The organism is Cryobacterium sp. MDB1-18-1 (assembly GCF_004402735.1).
Taxonomy (GTDB): domain Bacteria; phylum Actinomycetota; class Actinomycetes; order Actinomycetales; family Microbacteriaceae; genus Cryobacterium; species Cryobacterium glucosi.
Map to the genome: position 1 here is coordinate 20,706 of NZ_SOFR01000027.1, position 17,408 is coordinate 38,113.

Below are 17,408 nucleotides of genomic sequence, written 5' to 3' on the forward strand. Positions count from 1 at the left end.
GCAGTGAATCGCCGTGTTCGGCCGGTTTCGCGCGTGAATAAGCCGCGCAGTGCAGTCCGGTACCGCCCACGGGCGCTCGCGATCTCCCTCGGTCCATCCTGAAACGATTCATGTTCCCTGCGCTCGAAGCGTCGGTCAAAACCGGTGCTGAGATGTGCACAAAGATCGTGTACGTTGCTAATGATGTGTGAAAACCCACACGACTTTCTCAGCCGGCCCACACGGTCGCCCTGAGTCGTGCCACCGGAGACACACGTTCTTAATCCACACCCAAAGGAGTCCAAGGTGGCGTCGAAACCTGCTGCAGAGATTATTCAAAGTATCGGAGGTGCCGGAAACGTCGTGGGTCTCACCCATTGCGCCACCCGGCTCCGCTTCCAGCTCAAGGATGCATCCGGTATCGACCAGTCGGCCGTCGAGGCGATTCCCGCCGTCCTCGGTGCCGTCCCCCAGACGGGCGACCGCTACCAGGTCGTCATCGGTGGCGCGGTTGAGACCGTGTACAACGAAATTATGGCCCTCCCCGAAATGAAGCGGATCAGCTCCGGCGGATCCAGCGAGGGCGACTCCGTCGCCGATATGAAGGCTGCGGGGAAGGCAAAGGGACCGCGCGGAAAGTTCGCCGCCCTCGACACGTTCTTCGAGGTCCTGTCCGACTCGTTCCGTCCCATCCTCGGTGCGCTGCTGGGCGCGTCGCTGTTCATCACCTTCATGGCCTTGATGGCGACCCTCGGTGTCATTCCGGCCTGGAACGCGCCCGGCGTCACCCTTGATCCGTCGTGGCAGTTCGTGAACCTGATGTGGCAGGGCGTCTTCGTCTTCCTGCCGCTGATGGTTGCATACAACGCCTCCAAGCGGATGGGCGCCGACCCGTGGGTCGGCTTCGGCATCATGGCCGTCGTCATGCTCCCGGGCTTCACCGCCCTGGGGAAGACCGATGGTGCGGAGTCCGTCTTCGGCGGCCACGCATCCGTCGTGCAGATCTTCGGACTGCCGCTGACGGTGTTCGACTACAGCTCGCAGGTGTTCCCGCCGCTGCTGATGGCCGGAGTGCTCGCCGCCCTGACCGTGCTCCTGAAGAAGATCATTCCGTCCAGCGTCCAGCTCATCTTCGTGCCGTTCATCAGCATGCTCATCATGATCCCGCTGACCGCCTTCCTGATCGGCCCGATCGGTGTGTACGGCGGAGCCGGACTCGGTAACTTCCTCAAGTCGATCAACGATTTCTCGCCGTTCATCTTCGCGGTCGTCATCCCGCTGGCCTACCCGTTCATGGTTCCGCTCGGCCTGCACTGGCCGCTGAACGCGATCATGCTGCTCAACATCCAGTCCCTCGGGTTTGACTTCATCCAGGGCCCGATGGGCGCCTGGAACTTCGCGTGCTTCGGTGCCACTGCCGGTGTGCTCTTCCTCGCCATTCGCGAGAAGGACCGCCTGATGAAGCAGACCGCGACGGGCGCTCTCGCTGCCGGTCTCCTCGGCGGTATTTCCGAACCCTCCCTCTACGGAATCCACTTGCGGTTCAAGCGCATCTACCCGCGCATGCTCATCGGTTGCCTCGTCGGTGGCGTCATCATCGGACTCGGCGGCGGCGTCAAGACCAGCGCATTCGTCTTCACCTCGCTGCTGACCATCCCCGCGTTCGACAACATCCCGCTGTACACGATCGCCATCGCTGCAGCCTTCTTCACCGCGATGATCCTCGTGATCCTCTCCGGCTACCAGACGCCGGAACAGAAGGCGGAAGTTGCCGCCCAGGTTGCGGCCGACGAAGCCGAAGCGAGCAAGAAGTCCGCACACGTCGCATCCGTCGCAGCACCGGTTGCCGCCGGTACTGCAGGCGCAGGCGTCGCCACTGCGACCAGCACCGGAACGGCCACCGCCGTCGCCACCCTGCTCGCCACGATCGGTTCGCCGGTCGCCGGTATCGTCGTTCCGCTCGCCGAGGTCCCTGACCCCGTGTTCAGCAAGGGAATCGTCGGCCCCGGCGTCGGGATCGACCCGACAGAGGACACCGTCTACGCCCCCGCTGCCGGCAAGGTCCTCGTCGCCCAGCCGACCGGTCACGCTTTCGGGCTGCTGCTCGACAGCGGCGTCGAACTGCTCATCCACGTGGGTATCGACACCGTGAACCTGGCAGGCAAGGGCTTCGACGTCAAGGTCGCCGCCGGCGACCGCGTCGAAGCCGGCACCCCGCTGGTGGTCTTCGACCGCACGATCATCGAGGACGCGGGCTACTCGCTCGTCACCCCGGTGCTCGTGACGAACGCCCGGAAGTTCGGGCCCGTCGAGCAGGCTGCCTCCGGCCACGTCCAGGTCGGAAGCCCGCTCCTGACGGTCGCCGCTAAGTAACGGTCGTCACCCGGTAATACGCATCACGTTTCACCGCACAATGCGGGCAGAGGATTCTCTGCCCGCCTTGTGTTTTTTGTCAGGAGCGCTCAGGGGCGGATGCCGCGCGCAGTCGCCAGAGCGAGGTCACCTCTGCGGCCCTCGCCGCGTGCAGCGGGTCGTCGGCGTCGGCGGCCTTCCGGTGCACGGGCTTCGTGTCGAGGCGTGCGACGACCTCGAGACCGGCGTCGTCGAACTGGTCGAGCAGGGCGTCCCTGGAACGCAGCCCGAGGTGCTCGGCGATGTCGGAAAGCACGAGCCAGCCCTCGCCTCCGGGTGCGAGATGCCCGGAGAGGCCGGAGAGGAAGCCCTGCAGCATCTGCCCGTCCGGATCGTAGACGGCGTGGTCGGTTGCGGTGACGGCGGCTCCGGGGATCCACGGCGGGTTGCAGACGATCAGGTCGGCGAGTCCGGACGGGAACAGGTCGGTGTCCTCGATCGTGACCGACGTCGTGAGGCCGAGCCTCGCAACGTTCTCGCGCGCACAGGCCAGCGCGCGCGGGGACGTGTCCGTGCCGATCACGCGATCGAAGCCACGGCCGGCGAGGATCGCGGCGATCACGCCGGTGCCGGTGCCGATGTCGAAGGCGGTGCGGGAGGCATCCGTTGCCGCGCTCGTGCTCCCGGTCGAGGCCGTCGCGGGGAGCGGCGCGGCGAGCACGAGGTCGAGGTATTCTCCGCGAACGGGCGAGAAGACGCCGTAGTGCGCGTGGATGCTGCCGCCGAGCGCCGGGACGACGACGCCCCTCACCCGCCACTCGTGGGCGCCCATCACGCCGAGCAACTCGCGCAGTGACGTGACCGTCGCGGCACGGCCGGCCGGGCCGTAGGTCTCGAGGCAGGCGGCTCGGGCATCGGGCGCGCGCCGCAGGGCGATCGTGTAGTCGGCGTCGAGCGGAATGAGCACGAGGCCGAGCAGCCGGGCGCGCTCGTGGGCGTCGGCCCTGGTCCGTTCGAAGAGGGCCGCCGGGCCGCGGCGCGGCGGATGCGTGCGGCGGCGCGCGGTGTCGATGTGGTCGATGCGGCGGGCGAGTGCGCCGAGCAGCTGCCGGGCGTTCTGGAAATCGCCGGCCCACAGCATCCCGGTGCCCGACTTGGCGAGGCGGTATGCCGCGTCCGCGGTCATCCGGTCGTCGGCGACCACGACGGTCTCGGGTGCCGGCCAGTGGTTCTCTGAGTGCCAGCCGGTGAGCGGGGGCGACGGATGCGTGAGATCGGTGGGCTTCAGCGGCGTGCGGGACATGGGGTCCGCTCCTGTGACACGACACGTGGTGGCTGGGCCTCCGACGCTCGTGCGCGTGGGACTCGTCCCCCCGGACGAGTGCCGGCGGTCTCCCCTGAGTATCGCAGCGTTCGGAAGGGAACGGGGCTGGCGAACGGGGTTGTGCGGCAGGGGTGTTGACAGCCGGGAGGGGAGCCACCTAGTATGGAAACGATTCCATGGAATCGTTTCCACGACGCAGGGCCCAATCACACAATGAGGTGAGCATGATGAACGCGATCACGATCCGCGAGGTCGCAGCGCTCGCCGGCGTCTCCGTCGCCACCGCCTCCCGGGTGCTCTCCGGCAACCCGGCCACCTCGCCGACCTCGAGGGCCCGCGTCGCCTCGGCCGCGGCGGAACTCGACTTCCGGCCGAACGCCCAGGCCCGCGCGCTGCGCGGAGCCAGGACGAACGCCCTGGGCCTCCTGGTTTCCGACGTGCGGAACCCCTTCTTCGCCGACCTCGCCCACACCGTCGAACAGGCGGCCAACCTGCACGGCTACGTGACCCTGCTCGGCAACGCCAACGAACGCGCCGACCAGCAGGACCGGTACCTCGACACCCTGATCTCGCGGAGGGTCGACGGCATCATCCTCGCCCCCGTCGGGGAGGGGAGCGACAGCATCCGCTCCCTCATCGCCCGTGAGATCCCCACCGTCTTCGTCGACCGCACGATCGCGGGCATGGACCTGCCGAGCGTGACGACGGATGGAACCACCGGCATCCGCCAGGCCGTTGAACACCTCGCTGCGGCCGGCCACACCCGGATCGGCTATATCTCGGGGCCGCAGGCCAGCTCGACCGGGCGAGACCGGTTCGCCGCCTTCACCCGGTGCGTCACCGAGAACGGGCTGAGCGCCGACCCCTCACTCGTCTACTTCGGCGACTACCAGGCGGCCAGCGGCTCGGCCGGCGTGCACGCCCTGCTGGGCCTCCGCGAGCCGCCGACCGCCCTGCTCGTTGCCGACAGCCTGATGGCCGTCGGCGCCATCGCCAGCCTGCACGACCTCGGGGTGCTTCTCGGCGTCGACCTCGCCATGGTCGCCTTCGACGACGTCGAGTGGTTCGCGCTGCTCAACCCCGCACTGAGCGTCATCTCGCACAGCGTCGCCGATATGGGCCGCACCGCGGTGGACCTGCTGCTGCAGGTCATCGACGGCGGCACCCCTGCCTCGGTCGTGCTGCCGAGCGAACTGATCGTCCGGGCGTCGTCGGCACCGGCCGGAACACCGGGAACACCGCCCCGCCCGCCCACGCCGCCCGCGGTACCCCCAGCACCCACAGCCAGTCATAACAGCGTAAGGACGCACTGAAATGAATCCACAACCCCTGGTCACCCTGCAGAACGTGGGCAAGACCTTCGGCCAGGTGACCGTCATCAAGGACGTCACCGTGAGCGTCTACGCCGGCCACGTACAGGTGCTCCTCGGCGAGAACGGCGCCGGGAAATCCACGCTGATCAAGATGATGGCCGGGGTATACCAGCCCGATTCCGGCGACATCGTGGTCGACGGCGCCGTCGTGACGCTCCCGACGACCCGCGCGGCGGAGGACCTCGGTATCGCCACCATCCACCAGGAACTCAACCTCGTGCCGACCATGAGCGTCGCCGAGAACGTGATGCTCGGGCGGATGCCGACCAGGCACGGCATGGTCGACCGGCGCGCCCTCCGCAACCGGGCGCGTGCCGCCCTCGCCCTGATCGGTCTCGACGTCGACGTGGACACCCCGGTCGGCGAGCTCGGCATCGCCAAGCAGCAGCTCGTCGAGATCGCCAAGGCGCTCAGCATCAACGCGCGCATCCTCATCCTCGACGAGCCGACAGCCGCACTCACCCGGCACGAGACCCAGGCGCTCTTCGCCGTGATGGCCGACCTCCGGCGCCGCGGCGTCGCGATGCTCTTCATCAGCCACCACCTCGACGAGATCGCCGAGGTCGGCGACACGGTCACGGTGCTGCGCGACGGCGAATTCGTCGCCGAGGTGCCGGCCTCGACACCGGAAGCGGAGCTGGTGCGGCTCATGGTCGGCCGCAACATCGAGGACCAGTTCCCCCGGCGCGCCCCCGTGCTCGCCGAACCGGCCGAGATCCTCGCGGTCGAGAACCTCAGCGCGAGCGGCTCGTTCAGCGACGTGAGCTTCACCGTGCACGCCGGTGAAGTGCTCGGGATCGCCGGACTCGTCGGCGCCGGTCGCACCGAACTGATCCGGGCGATCGCGGGCGTCGACCACTACGACTCCGGCGCCGTTGTGGTGCGCGGGCACCGCCTGCCGAAGGGCAACATCCCGGCCGCGATCGCCGCGGGCATCGGCCACGTGCCCGAGGACCGCAAGGGACAGGGGCTCGTGCTCGGGGCATCCGTCAACGACAACCTCGGCTACGCGACGCTCGCGTCGACCGCACGCCTCGGGCTCGCAGACTTCACCGGCCAGCGCCGCAGGGCCCAGGCCGTCGCCGAGAAGCTCCGCATCCGGATGCACACCATCGACCAGCCCGTCGGCGCACTGTCAGGCGGCAACCAGCAGAAGGCCGTCTTCGGCCGCTGGATCATCGCCGCCTCGACCGTGCTGCTGCTCGACGAGCCCACCCGCGGCGTCGACGTCGGCGCCAAGGTCGAGATCTACGAACTGATGAACGCGATCACGGATGCCGGTGGCGCGATCGTCATGGTCTCGAGCGAACTCCCTGAGGTCCTCGGCATGAGCGACCGCATCCTGGTGATGCGGGACGGCCGGATCGCCGGCGAGCTCAGCGCCGCGGACGCCACCCAGGACGCCGTGATGACCCTCGCCGCCCGGGAAGCGGGCAGCACCGAGATCGACGCCATCGTCGACGACATCGAATCCGACGAACCGATCAACGAACCGATCAACGAACCGATCACCACAACGACCGACGGCGACCTCGCCGCCGTCACCCGCGACAACGCACCGACCCACGAGAAGGAATGACACCGATGTCCACGACTACCCTGGCCCCGGCGCGCCGCCGCGTCGACTACAAGAAATTCCTTGCCAACAACGGAGCGCTCGTCGGCCTCGTCGTGTTGTGCCTCGCCCTCTTCATCGCCACCCCGGACTTCCTGACCGGGCAGAACCTGCTGAACATCGGCATCCAGGTCTCCACCGTCGCCGTGCTCGCGTTCGGGATGACCTTCGTCATCGTCGCGGGCGGCATCGACCTGTCGGTCGGCGCGGTCGCCGCCCTCGCGGCCATGGTGTCCAGCTGGCTCTTCGTCGCCGCCGGGCTTCCCGGCTGGTTGACCCTGATCGGCGGGCTCGTCACCGGGCTCCTCGCCGGGATGGTCAACGGCCTCGCGAACGCCTACGGCAAGCTGCCCTCGTTCATCGCGACCCTCGCGATGCTGAGCGTCGCCCGCGGCCTCACCCTCGTCATCTCCGACGGCCGCCCGATCAAGACAGCGGCCGAGGTTTCCTTCCTCGGCGGAAACCTCGGACCGGTCCCGATGCCGATCGTCGTGCTCCTGCTCTCAGCCGTCGTCGCCTCCTTCGTGCTCAACCGCACCGTGATCGGGCGGTCGATGTACGCGGTCGGCGGCAACGCCGAGGCGGCGCGCCTGTCCGGGCTGCCGGTCAAGCGCATCCTCGTCACCGTCTTCGCCCTCGCCGGCCTGTTCGCGGCGCTCGCCGGGCTCCTCCTCGCCGGCCGGCTCGACTCCGCGCAGCCCCAGGCGGCTGCCGGCTACGAGCTCGACGCCATCGCGGCCGTCGTCATCGGCGGCGCATCGCTCTCTGGCGGCCTCGGCAAGATCTCGGGCACCTTCGTCGGCGCGCTCGTGCTCGTCGTGATCCGCAACGGCCTCAACCTGCTGAACGTCACCTCGTTCTGGCAGCAGGTCGTCATCGGCCTCGTGATCGCCCTCGCCGTCGGCGTCGACGTGCTGCGCCGCAAGACGCGCAACAGCTGAGCACTATTCCTCCACACCCGCACTTTCTCCCTTTCCCTCCATCGCTCAAACCAAAGGAACACACAATGAAGTCGTCCTCTTTCCGCAGAATCGCCGCCGTCACCACCGCAGCCGCCCTCATCCTCGTCGGCACGACCGCGTGCGGCCGGGGCGGTGGGGACTCGGCATCCGGCACCAAGATCGTGCTGGCCGTCTCCACCCTGAACAACCCGTTCTTCGTCGAGCTGCGCGACGGCGCCCAGGCCGCCGCGACCGCCGCCGGCCTGCAGCTCAACATCGTGGATGCCCAGAACGACTCGGCGACCCAGGCCAACCAGCTCGCCACGGCCGCATCGAGCGGGGCCAAGCTCGTCATCGTCAACCCCGTCGACTCGGATGCCGCCGGCTCGGCCGTCAAGGCGCTCAACACCGCGAACATCCCGGTGATCGCGGTCGACCGCACCGTCAACGGCGCAACCGTCGCCTCCCTCGTCGCGAGCGACAACGTCGCCGGCGGCAAGCAGGCCGCGGTCGAGCTCGCGACCGCGATGGGCGAGAAGGGCAGCGTCATCGACCTGCAGGGTGTCTCCGGAACCAGCGCGAGCCGCGACCGTGGCGCCGGCTTCGAAGAGGGCATGAAGGCCTACCCGAACATCACCGTCGTGGCCAAGCAGACCGCCAACTTCGACCGCGCCACCGCACTCGACGTGACGACGAACCTGCTCCAGGCCCACCCCGAGGTGACCGGTGTCTTCGCCGAGAACGATGAGATGGCCCTCGGAGCCGTGCAGGCGCTCGGATCCCGCGCCGGGACCGACGTCAAGGTCGTCGGCTTCGACGGAACCACCGACGGACTCGCCGCGATCACAGCAGGCACCCTCGCCGCCACGATCGCCCAGCAGCCCGCCGAACTCGGCAAGCTCGCCATCGAACTGGCCGTCAAGACCCTCGCCGGCGAAAAGGTCGACGCGACCGTCCCCGTCGAGGTCGTCACCGTCACGAAGACGAACGTGGGCGACTTCACCAAGTGAGCTCCTTCACCCCCACCGCTGACGGCGGCCCGATCGTCGTCGTCGGCTCGATCAACGTCGACCAGCTCATGGTCGTCGAGCGCCATCCCGCGCCAGGGGAAACCCTGATCGCGCGGTCGATGGAATTCCTGCCGGGCGGCAAGGGCGCCAACCAGGCCGTCGCAGCGGCCCGGCTGGGCGCGCACGTCAGCCTCGTCGGCGCCACCGGGAGCGATTCCGTCGCCGGGCTCACGATGGCTCTCCTCGAGCGGGCCGGCGTCGACCTGTCCGCCGTGTCCGCCATCGACGGCCCGACCGGCCTCGCCCTCGTCACCGTGGCCGACGACGGGGAGAACACCATCGTCGTCGTCCCCGGGGCGAACGCCGCCGTGGGGGCGGATGTCGTCGGTGACGCCGCCGACCTCATCGCGCGGGCCGCCGTCGTCGTGCTGCAGGGCGAGATCCCCGCCGCCGGCATCGAGGCGGCCGTCCGCCTGGCCACCGGCCGGGTCGTGCTCAACCTCGCTCCCGTGATCGCCGTCGACCCCGCCACGATCCGGCGGGCCGACCCGCTCGTCGTCAACGAGCACGAGGCCGCACTCGTCCTCGCGCTCGTCGACCCCGGCACGGACATCCCCCGTGGGGACGCCGAGCTCGTGGCCAGGCTCCGCGCCTGGGGCGTTCCCGCCGTGGTGCTGACCAGGGGAGAACAGGGTGCGATCTGTTCCGATTCCCTCGGCACGACCACGGTTCCCTCGCCCCGGGTCGCAGCGGTCGACTCCTCCGGCGCCGGCGATGCCTTCGTCGGGGCGCTCAGCGGACGGCTCGCCGCCGGCTCCAGTCTCCTCGACGCCGTGCGCCTCGCGGTCAGGGTCGGCGCGTTCGCGGTGCGCACGCTCGGCACCCAGCAGTCGTATCCCGGCGCGGACGACGAACTCCCCGAGGTGGAGAAGTGAAGCGGACCGGCATTCTGAATGCCGACCTCTGCGGCGCCCTCGCCAGACTCGGGCACACCGACCTGGTCCTGGTGGCCGATTGCGGCATGCCGATCCCGGCGGGGGTGCCGGTGGTCGACCTCGCTCTCGTCCACGGCATTCCGCGGTTCGAGCAGGTCCTCGATGCCCTCACAAGCGACATGGTGTTCCAGCACTGCATCGCCGCCGAGGAAGCGAAGGGCGCCCCGGCGGGTGCCTGGCTGGCCGAGCGTTTCGACGGGATCGAGTACATCAGCCACGAGGATCTCAAGGCGCTCTCCGCGTCTGCCAGGCTCTTCATCCGCACGGGCGAGGCCACGCCGTACGCGAATGCGGCCCTGGTCTGCGGGGTGTCATTCTGAGCCACGGCTCTTGAGATCGACGTGGTCCGCCGAAACGGCCACACTGAAGGGGCCGGGGAAATCTCCCCGGCCCCCTTTTCTCACCCCATCGGTTGCGCCCGGCAGAGGATCACCGCATGAAGTTCGTTCTGGCACCCGACTCCTTCAAGGAATCGATGACCGCGGCGGAGGCCGCGGCCGCGATGGAACGCGGCATCCGTTCGGTGTTCCCGGATGCCGTGTGTATCGTCGCGCCGATGGCCGACGGCGGGGAGGGAACGGCAGACGCCCTCGTGACCGCGCTCGGCGGCACCCTCGTCACGGCCGAGGTGCAGGATGCGCTCGGACGAACGGTTCCGGCGACCTATGGGTTCGTGGCCGCCGAGGGCCTGGCGGTCGTCGAGATCGCCGCGGCCGCCGGCATCCACCTCGTCGCGGTCGCCGACCGTGACCCCCGGATCGCGAGCACCTTCGGGGTCGGCCGGCTGATCGTTGACGCGCTCGACCGCGGCGCACGCCGGTTCATCGTCGGGCTCGGCGGATCGGTCACCAACGACGGCGGGGCGGGCATGCTTCAGGCGCTCGGCGCGCGGCTGCTCGACGTCGGCGGCGCTGAGCTGCCCCGCGGAGGCGCAGCCCTTGCCCGCCTCGCCCGGATCGACCTGTCCGGGTTCGATCCGCGACTCGCGGACACGTCTTTCCGGATCGCGTGCGACGTGACCAACCCGTTGCTCGGCCCGAGCGGGGCCAGCCGGGTGTTCGGACCCCAGAAGGGTGCGGATGAGTCGACCGTGGCCGAGCTCGACGCTGCCCTCGGCGTCTTCGCGTCCGTCGTCACGTCGATGACGGGCCGCGAGGTCGCCACGGTCGCCGGCGCCGGCGCCGCCGGCGGGCTCGGAGCGGCCTTCCTCGCCTTCTTCGACAGCACGATGCAGCGCGGCGTTGACGTCGTGATGGAGGCCGCCCACCTCTCCGAGTCGATGGCGGGCGCCGACATCGTGTTCACGGGGGAGGGCAGCATCGACGCCCAGACCCTCGGCGGGAAGACCCCGCTCGGCGTCGCGGAAACCGCGGCCAGGCACGGCGTGCCCGTGATCGCCTTCGCCGGCCGGGTCGGGGAGGGTGCCGAGGCGCTGTACGGGCACGGGTTCGCCGCTCTCGTTCCGATCGTCCTGGGCGTCTGCACCCTGGCGGAGGCGCTCGCCGCCGGCGCGGCCAACCTCGAGAAGGCCGTCGCGACCACCTGTCGCCTGCTCACGGTTCCGCAGCACTCCCGGCCCTGACTTGTGGCATCCGCAACTCGAGGGGACTAGGTGCCGCCGTCGGCGGTGAGCCGGGCCGCGGCGGGCAGTGCGGCGGCGGAATCGAGGTAGTGGCCGCCCGCCGAGAGCGGCTGCCGCGGGAGCGCGCCCGTGGGTTCCTGCGCCAGGTCGGCGGCCGTGAAGCGATAGACGAGCGGATGCCCGGTCGGAAGATTGAGCCGGTGGATCGCGTGGTCGTCGAGGCCGTCCAGCAGCGCGCAGTAGGCCCGGAGCGAGTTCCCGTGGGCGACGACGAGCACGGTCTGGCCGAGGCGGAGGCGCGGAACCACCTGTTCGGCGTGGAACCGGCCGACCCTCGCCATGACGTGGCTGAGCGCCTCGGTGCGGGTGAGCGCTTCGGCAGGGAGCCCGCGGAACAGGGGCGATTCGCGCGCGGCCGCGAAAGCCTCGTCGTCGAGGGGCGGCGGAGCGGTGTTGACCGACCTGCGCCAGGCCAGGAACTGGGCCTCGCCGAATTCCGCCCGCACGTCGGCCTTCGAGCGACCGGTCAGGGCTCCGTAGTTGCGCTCGTTGAGCCGCCAGTCGGCCTGCGGGGCCGCTGGGTGTTGTCGCAGCTCCTCGACCAGGATGTCGGCCGTTCGCCGGGCCCGCTGCAGGGCTGAGGTGAACACGGCGTCGGGGTGGAGGCCCGCCGAGGCTACCAGCCTGGCGGCGGACCGGGCCTCTGCCGCCCCCAGATCGGACAGCGGCGCGTCGAGGATCCCGGTGAACAGGCCGGAGGCATTCGCCGTGCTCTCGCCGTGCCGCAGGAGCACGAGAGTGCCGGGAGTGCGGGTGCTCACTGGCCTGTCCTCTCGGCGTTCCGACCGGGACGCTCCTGTCAGGCTATCGCCCGGCCGTGCCCGGCGCGGTCGTGCTGGGCACGGCCGTTCCGGGGCGGACGGCTCAGAAGTCGAAGCCGCCGCCGAAGTCCCCGCCGCCGAAGTCGCCCCCGCCGAAGTCACCGCCGGTGTCGGACCCCGTGTCCGCTCCGGCTTCCGTGCTCGTGTCGCTCGCGGAGTCCCCGCCGGAATCGGTCCCTGAATCGCTCGCTGCGGCATCCGTCGCCCCCGGGTCCGGCAGGAACGCGCTCACGAGCGCGGACCCGATCACGTAACCGGCGACCGTGCCGAGGATGGTGCTGCCGACCATGCCGCCGAACCCCAGGCCGCCCTGGCCCTGGCGGCCGAGGGTGCGTTCGAGGGTGCCGGGCTCGCGGAGCTCTGCACGGGTGGCGGCCTTCGCGAGCGTCGCTGGCGCGGCGTCGGCCGGGCGTTCGCTCGGCGTGGCGTTCTCGGTGAGGCGCTGGAAGAGCAGGTCGCGCTGCTGGTCGGTGAGCTTGGCGAAGGCCTCGGTGTGCACTTGCTCGATGGTCTCCGGCGGCGCCGTGCGCAACAGGTACTGGTAGCGCTCGACGGCGATCTCGTCGTCGGTGCGCTGCGGGACGGCGCCACGCGTGGTGGGCGCGGTGCGGGCCTGTGCCGTGCTGCCCTGTTCGTCGCGGCCGAAGAGGCGGTCGAGGAATCCCATGGTGTGCTCCTGGTCAGTCGTCTTGTGAGTCGTCGATCGGTTGCGTCCACGATGCCAGCCGGGGCTGGGTATGCACTGGGCTTCCGGGGCGCTCCCCAGGATGGCGGCTCCCGGACCGGCGGCGATGATGAATGATGGAGGCATGACTCGAACCGTTTCCGGAGCCCGCGTGCTGATCACCGGCGCTGCCAGCGGCATGGGCCGCCTCTACGCCGAGCGGGCCGTCGCAGAGGGGGCGCGGGCGGTGATCCTGTGGGATCGGGACGCCGCCGCTCTCACCAGGACGGCCGCTCGCCTCTCCGAGGGGGCCACCGGCTCGACCGCGGTGTTTCCGTACGTCGTCGACATCGGAGACCTGGGTGCGATCGCGCAGACAGCCCAACGCGTGCGCACGGAAATCGGAAATCCGGACATCGTGATCAACAACGCCGGGATCGTGCGCGGCGCCTTCTTCTGGGAACACGACAACGGCGACGACACTCGCCCCACCATGCAGATCAACGCCCTCGCCCCGATGTACATCGCCCGCGAGTTCCTGCCGGGGATGATGAGCACCAACGGCCGGGAATCGCGGATCGTGAACATCGCCTCGGCGGCCGGCCTGCTCTCCAACCCGAGGATGAGCGTGTACGCGGCCTCGAAGGCCGCCCTGATCGGCTGGAGCGATTCCCTGCGGCTCGAGCTCGTGCAGCAGGGTTTCAGCCGGGTCAAGGTCACCACGGTGTCGCCGAGCTATATCTCGACCGGCATGTTCGACGGCGCGCGCGGGCCGCTCCTGACTCCCATACTCACACCGGAATACGTCGTCGACCGGGTCTGGCGGGCCATGCTCGCCGGGACTCCGCAGGTGACCATGCCGTGGACGGTCGGTCTGTCGAAAGTGCTGCGGGGCATCCTGCCGCTGCCGGTCTGGGATCTCGTGGCCGGCCGCGTCTTCGGCGTCTACAACACCATGGACGACTTCGTCGGGCGTCGCTGACCGTCCGGGCGGGTCAGGGCAGCAGGACGATCTTGCCGCGCGGATGCCCGTGCTCGCTGAGCTCATGGGCTGCGGCCGCCTCGGCGAGCGGGAAGACCGCCGCGATCTCGACATCGAACCGGCCGGCGGCCGCCAGCTCGGTTGCGAGTCGCAGGCCCGCCGCCCTGAGCTCGACCTGCTCCGGGGTGAGCGGAACCGGGCTGCCGCCTGACCAGGCCTGGATGCCGAGCTCCGCCGCCTTCCGGCCGACCACGATCGTGCCGATCCTGCTGCGGTCGGCGACGAGCGCGAAGGAAGCCTCGAGGGCCTCGTCGGTGCCCGCGGCATCCAGGACGACGTCGACGCCCCGGGGAGCCAGCGAACGGATGCGATCGACGAGACCGGGCCCGTACACGACCGGGATCGCGCCGAGTTCGGCCAGCCGGGCCTGGTTCGGCTCGCTCGCCGTCGCGATCACGGTCGCGCCGTCGAGCAGGGCGAACTGGATCGCGGCCTGTCCGACGCTGCCAGAACCGCCGTGGATGAGCAGGGTGTCCGCCGATCCCAGTCCGAGGGAGCGGAGCGCCTGGTAGGCCGTACCGGCCGGCACTCCGAGGGCCGCGGCCTCCGCCCAGCCGAGTCCGTCCGGCTTGCGAGTGAGCTGCGCGGGGGTCGCTGTCAGGTGGCTGGCATAGGCGCCAGCGGCGCCGAGCACGATCACGGCGTCCCCGACCGACCAGCCGGTCACGCCGGCGCCGACCTCGACGATCCGCCCGGCGGCGTCGGAGCCCGGCCGCCTCGGCGTCGTGATCGGGTCCGTCGGGCGGATGGCCCTGCGGATCTTCCAATCGATCGGGTTCACGCCCGCCGCCCGGACCGCGACCACGACTTCGCCGGCGGATGCCCGGGGCTCGGCCACCTCGACCAGCTCGAGCACCTCGGGTCCGCCGAATTTGCTGTACTGAACGATCTGGGCCATGGGGTCTCCTCGAGTCGGTGGAGGGCGGAATGACAACCCCCTCCCGCATTTTGACACCTCTGCGCCTCCGCAATAGTCTGGGCATCAGCTTGGAAACGTTTCCACTTGACGCAGTCCCGGCAGGGCAGGGGGTGCAGTGATGGTCACGATCACCATCAAGGACGTTGCCGCGCTCGCCGGCGTCTCCGTTGCGACGACGTCCCGGGTGCTCTCCGGAAACCCCGCCACCTCGGCGGACGCCCGCTCCCGGGTGCAGGCGGCCGTCGCGGAGCTCGACTATCGGCCGAACGCCCAGGCCAGGGCGCTCCGGTCCACCCGCACGCACGCGATCGGCCTGCTGGTGCCGGATGTCCGGAACCCGTTCTTCGCGGACCTCGCCCACACGGTCGAGCAGGCTGCCCTCGTGCACGGCTTCGTGACGCTGCTCGGCAACGCGAACGAGCGGAAGGACCAGCAGGACCGGTACCTCGACAACCTGATCGCCCGGCGCGTCGACGGCATCATCGTCGCGCCGCTCGGTGACGGGAGCGGCAGCATCCGCTCGGTCGTCGGACGGGAGATCCCGGCCGTCTTCATCGACCGCACCATCGAGGGCATCGACCTGCCGAGCGTCACGACGGACAGCGACACCGGGATCCGGGAGGCGGTCGATCATCTCGCCGCGCTCGGGCACACCCGGATCGGCTACATTGCCGGGCCGCAGTCCACCTCGACCGGCCGTGAACGCTACGCGAGCTTCGTCCGGGCCGCCGGCGACCGGGGCCTCAGCCTCGACCCAGCGCTCATCGTCTTCGGCGACTTCCAGCCCGAGAGCGGCTCGGCCGCCGTGCGCACCCTGCTCGCACTCAATGAACCGCCGACCGCGCTTCTCGTCGCGGACAGCCCGATGGCGTTCGGCGCGATCGGCGCGATCCAGAAGCTCGGCCTCCGGATCGGCACCGACGTCGCCCTGGTCTCCTTCGACGACATCGACTGGCTCGCCCTGCTCGATCCGCCCGTGAGCGTCATCGCGCACAGTGTCGCGGACATGGGCCGGATCGCCGTCGACATGCTCAGGACCGTGATCGACGGCGGCACGCCGGAGTCCGTGCGCCTGCCCAGCCGGTTGATCATCCGGGGCTCCTCCGCGACCCCGGTCGATCCCAGTCGATCCCGCTAGGCTCTGCGCGTGACCGAATCCTTCCGTTCCCTGTTGCGCTCCCTGCCGGACTTCCCGGCCTCCCTCCCGCCCTTCGACGCGAAGGCCGCCGAGTCCGATCCCGCCCTGCTCTTCCAGGCCTGGCTTGCCGCCGCCCTCGCCGCCGGGGTGCCGCAGCCGCACGCCTTCAGCCTCGCCACGACGACCGCTGCCGGCCAGCCGTCCTCACGGATGCTGATCCTCAAGAACATCGACGAGGCCGGCTGGCACTTCGCGAGCTCCGCGACCTCGCGCAAGGGCCTCGAGCTCAGTGAGAACCCGAGCGCGGCGATGAACTTCTACTGGCCGCAGCTGGGCAGGCAGGTGCGCGTTGTCGGTTCGGTGATCGAGCTCTCGGCCCGGGCATCCGCGCAGGACTGGGACGAGCGCCCCGGCGCCGACGGCCGGCCCAACTCGAGCTGGCGGCTTTACGCGCTGCAGCCGAGCGAGATCGAGTTCTGGCAGGCGAGCGCCGACCGGAACCACGTGCGCTACCGGATCGAGCTGTCGAAATGACCGCCGCTTCTCCGAAGAAGTCGCCGAAGAAGCCCGGCTGGACCGCCGCGGACATCCCCGACCTCCGGGGTCGCACGATCATCGTCACGGGAGCGAACTCGGGGCTCGGATTCGTGACGGCGTCCGAGCTGGCCGGGCACGGGGCATCCGTCATCCTCGCCGTGCGTGATCTCGCCAGGGGCGAAGACGCAGCGCGGCGCATTCTGGCCGGGCTGCCGGCCGACCGGGCGGCGGATGCCGCGGTGCAGGTGCGCGAGCTCGACCTGTCCAGCCTCGCCTCGGTTCGGGCCTTCGCGAGTGCCTGGCTCGCCGAGCACCCCCAAGGACTCGACGTCCTCGTCAACAACGCGGGCGTGATGAACGTGCCGGAGCGCCGGACCGTCGACGGATTCGAACTGCAGTTCGGCACCAACCACCTCGGCCATTTCGCCCTCACCGGGCTGCTGCTGCCCGGCCTCCTCGCCCGCGCCGCGGTGGCCACCGGCCCGGACGCGGTCACCGGCCCTTACGCCGGCCGGAAGGCCCGGGTCGTCACGCTCTCCTCCGCACTGCACCGGCGCGGCCGGATGGACTTCGACGACCTGATGGGCGCGCAGAAGTACAAGGCCTGGGCTGCCTACGGCCAGAGCAAGCTCGCCAACCTGCTCTTCACAAGCGAACTCCAGCGCCGGGCCGACGCGGCAGGGGCACCCCTGCTCGCCCTCGCCGCCCACCCCGGGTACGCCCGTACGAACCTGCAGTCCGTCGGCGCAAGCATGCGCGGCAACAACAACGGCTTCGAACGCCGTCTGACGGATCTCGCCAACCGGGTCCTCGCCCAGCCGGCCGAGATGGGGGCGCTGCCCACGCTCTACGCTGCGACCGAGCCGGGACTCGCCGGCAATACCTTCGTCGGGCCGGACGGCTTCGGCGAGCAGCACGGCCACCCGCATCCGGTCGGGCGGTCCGAACGGGCCGGCAACCACGCGGATGCCGTGCGCCTGTGGTCGGAAAGCGAACGCCTGACCGGGGTCACCTTCGATCTCGGCTGACAGCGCGCCCGCGTCACGGCAGGGGGCG

Annotated in this window: 16 protein-coding genes; 12 read left to right on the forward strand and 4 right to left on the reverse strand. The window is 70.1% G+C overall.

Annotated elements, in window-relative coordinates:
• Positions 1-285: 285 nt before the first annotated feature.
• The gene (locus E3O50_RS07240; protein WP_134560397.1) at positions 286-2,352 is read left to right on the forward strand and encodes a glucose PTS transporter subunit IIA; all 2,067 of its coding nucleotides are present in this window, start codon (positions 286-288) and stop codon (positions 2,350-2,352) included.
• Positions 2,353-2,431: 79 nt separating this feature from the next.
• On the opposite strand, the gene E3O50_RS07245 is transcribed toward E3O50_RS07240, so the two are convergent.
• Complete coding sequence (locus E3O50_RS07245; protein ID WP_134560395.1) at positions 2,432-3,634, reverse strand: class I SAM-dependent methyltransferase; 1,203 nt, start codon at positions 3,632-3,634, stop codon at positions 2,432-2,434.
• Positions 3,635-3,879: 245 nt separating this feature from the next.
• On the opposite strand from E3O50_RS07245, the gene E3O50_RS07250 reads away from it, so the two are divergent.
• From E3O50_RS07250 to E3O50_RS07280, 7 genes are all read left to right on the forward strand, one after another.
• On the forward strand, positions 3,880-4,968 hold the full coding sequence (locus E3O50_RS07250; RefSeq protein ID WP_134560393.1) for a LacI family DNA-binding transcriptional regulator: 1,089 nt from the start codon (positions 3,880-3,882) through the stop codon (positions 4,966-4,968).
• 1 nt (position 4,969) lies between these two features.
• Entirely contained in the window at positions 4,970-6,607 is a 1,638-nt protein-coding gene (locus E3O50_RS07255; RefSeq protein ID WP_134560391.1) for a sugar ABC transporter ATP-binding protein, read from the forward strand.
• 5 nt (positions 6,608-6,612) lie between these two features.
• Complete coding sequence (locus E3O50_RS07260; protein WP_338145029.1) at positions 6,613-7,584, forward strand: ABC transporter permease; 972 nt, start codon at positions 6,613-6,615, stop codon at positions 7,582-7,584.
• 65 nt (positions 7,585-7,649) lie between these two features.
• A complete protein-coding gene (locus tag E3O50_RS07265; RefSeq protein WP_134560387.1) occupies positions 7,650-8,594 on the forward strand; it encodes a substrate-binding domain-containing protein in 945 nt (314 codons plus the stop codon).
• Positions 8,591-9,529: a ribokinase gene (locus E3O50_RS07270; RefSeq protein WP_134560385.1), complete on the forward strand. Its 939-nt coding sequence runs from the start codon at positions 8,591-8,593 to the stop codon at positions 9,527-9,529. The genes E3O50_RS07265 and E3O50_RS07270 overlap by 4 nt, the downstream gene beginning before the upstream one ends.
• Complete coding sequence (rbsD, locus tag E3O50_RS07275) at positions 9,526-9,909, forward strand: D-ribose pyranase (protein WP_134560383.1); 384 nt, start codon at positions 9,526-9,528, stop codon at positions 9,907-9,909. Before E3O50_RS07270 ends, rbsD begins: the two co-directional genes overlap by 4 nt.
• Positions 9,910-10,025: 116 nt before the next feature.
• Positions 10,026-11,171 carry a glycerate kinase gene (locus tag E3O50_RS07280; RefSeq protein ID WP_134560381.1) on the forward strand — a complete coding sequence of 382 codons (1,146 nt, stop codon included), beginning with the start codon at positions 10,026-10,028 and terminating at the stop codon, positions 11,169-11,171.
• A 26-nt stretch (positions 11,172-11,197) separates the two neighbouring features.
• Here the strand turns inward: E3O50_RS07280 and E3O50_RS07285 are convergent, their stop codons facing one another.
• Entirely contained in the window at positions 11,198-11,992 is a 795-nt protein-coding gene (locus E3O50_RS07285) for a 2,3-bisphosphoglycerate-dependent phosphoglycerate mutase (RefSeq protein ID WP_134446181.1), read from the reverse strand.
• Between the two features lie 103 nt (positions 11,993-12,095).
• On the reverse strand, positions 12,096-12,719 hold the full coding sequence (locus E3O50_RS07290) for a hypothetical protein (protein ID WP_134446370.1): 624 nt from the start codon (positions 12,717-12,719) through the stop codon (positions 12,096-12,098).
• 142 nt (positions 12,720-12,861) lie between these two features.
• Here E3O50_RS07290 and E3O50_RS07295 point away from each other — a divergent pair, with 142 nt between their 5' ends.
• The gene (locus E3O50_RS07295) at positions 12,862-13,698 is read left to right on the forward strand and encodes an SDR family NAD(P)-dependent oxidoreductase (protein WP_134446182.1); all 837 of its coding nucleotides are present in this window, start codon (positions 12,862-12,864) and stop codon (positions 13,696-13,698) included.
• A 13-nt stretch (positions 13,699-13,711) separates the two neighbouring features.
• Here the strand turns inward: E3O50_RS07295 and E3O50_RS07300 are convergent, their stop codons facing one another.
• Entirely contained in the window at positions 13,712-14,656 is a 945-nt protein-coding gene (locus E3O50_RS07300) for an NADP-dependent oxidoreductase (RefSeq protein ID WP_134560379.1), read from the reverse strand.
• Between the two features lie 139 nt (positions 14,657-14,795).
• On the opposite strand from E3O50_RS07300, the gene E3O50_RS07305 reads away from it, so the two are divergent.
• From E3O50_RS07305 to E3O50_RS07315, 3 genes are read left to right on the forward strand one after another with little or no spacing between them, the layout of a single operon-like run.
• On the forward strand, positions 14,796-15,815 hold the full coding sequence (locus E3O50_RS07305) for a LacI family DNA-binding transcriptional regulator (protein ID WP_134446184.1): 1,020 nt from the start codon (positions 14,796-14,798) through the stop codon (positions 15,813-15,815).
• A gap of 9 nt (positions 15,816-15,824) precedes the next feature.
• Positions 15,825-16,349: a pyridoxamine 5'-phosphate oxidase family protein gene (locus tag E3O50_RS07310; protein WP_134446185.1), complete on the forward strand. Its 525-nt coding sequence runs from the start codon at positions 15,825-15,827 to the stop codon at positions 16,347-16,349.
• Positions 16,346-17,380 carry an oxidoreductase gene (locus tag E3O50_RS07315; RefSeq protein WP_134560377.1) on the forward strand — a complete coding sequence of 345 codons (1,035 nt, stop codon included), beginning with the start codon at positions 16,346-16,348 and terminating at the stop codon, positions 17,378-17,380. The genes E3O50_RS07310 and E3O50_RS07315 overlap by 4 nt, the downstream gene beginning before the upstream one ends.
• Positions 17,381-17,408 lie beyond the last annotated feature (28 nt).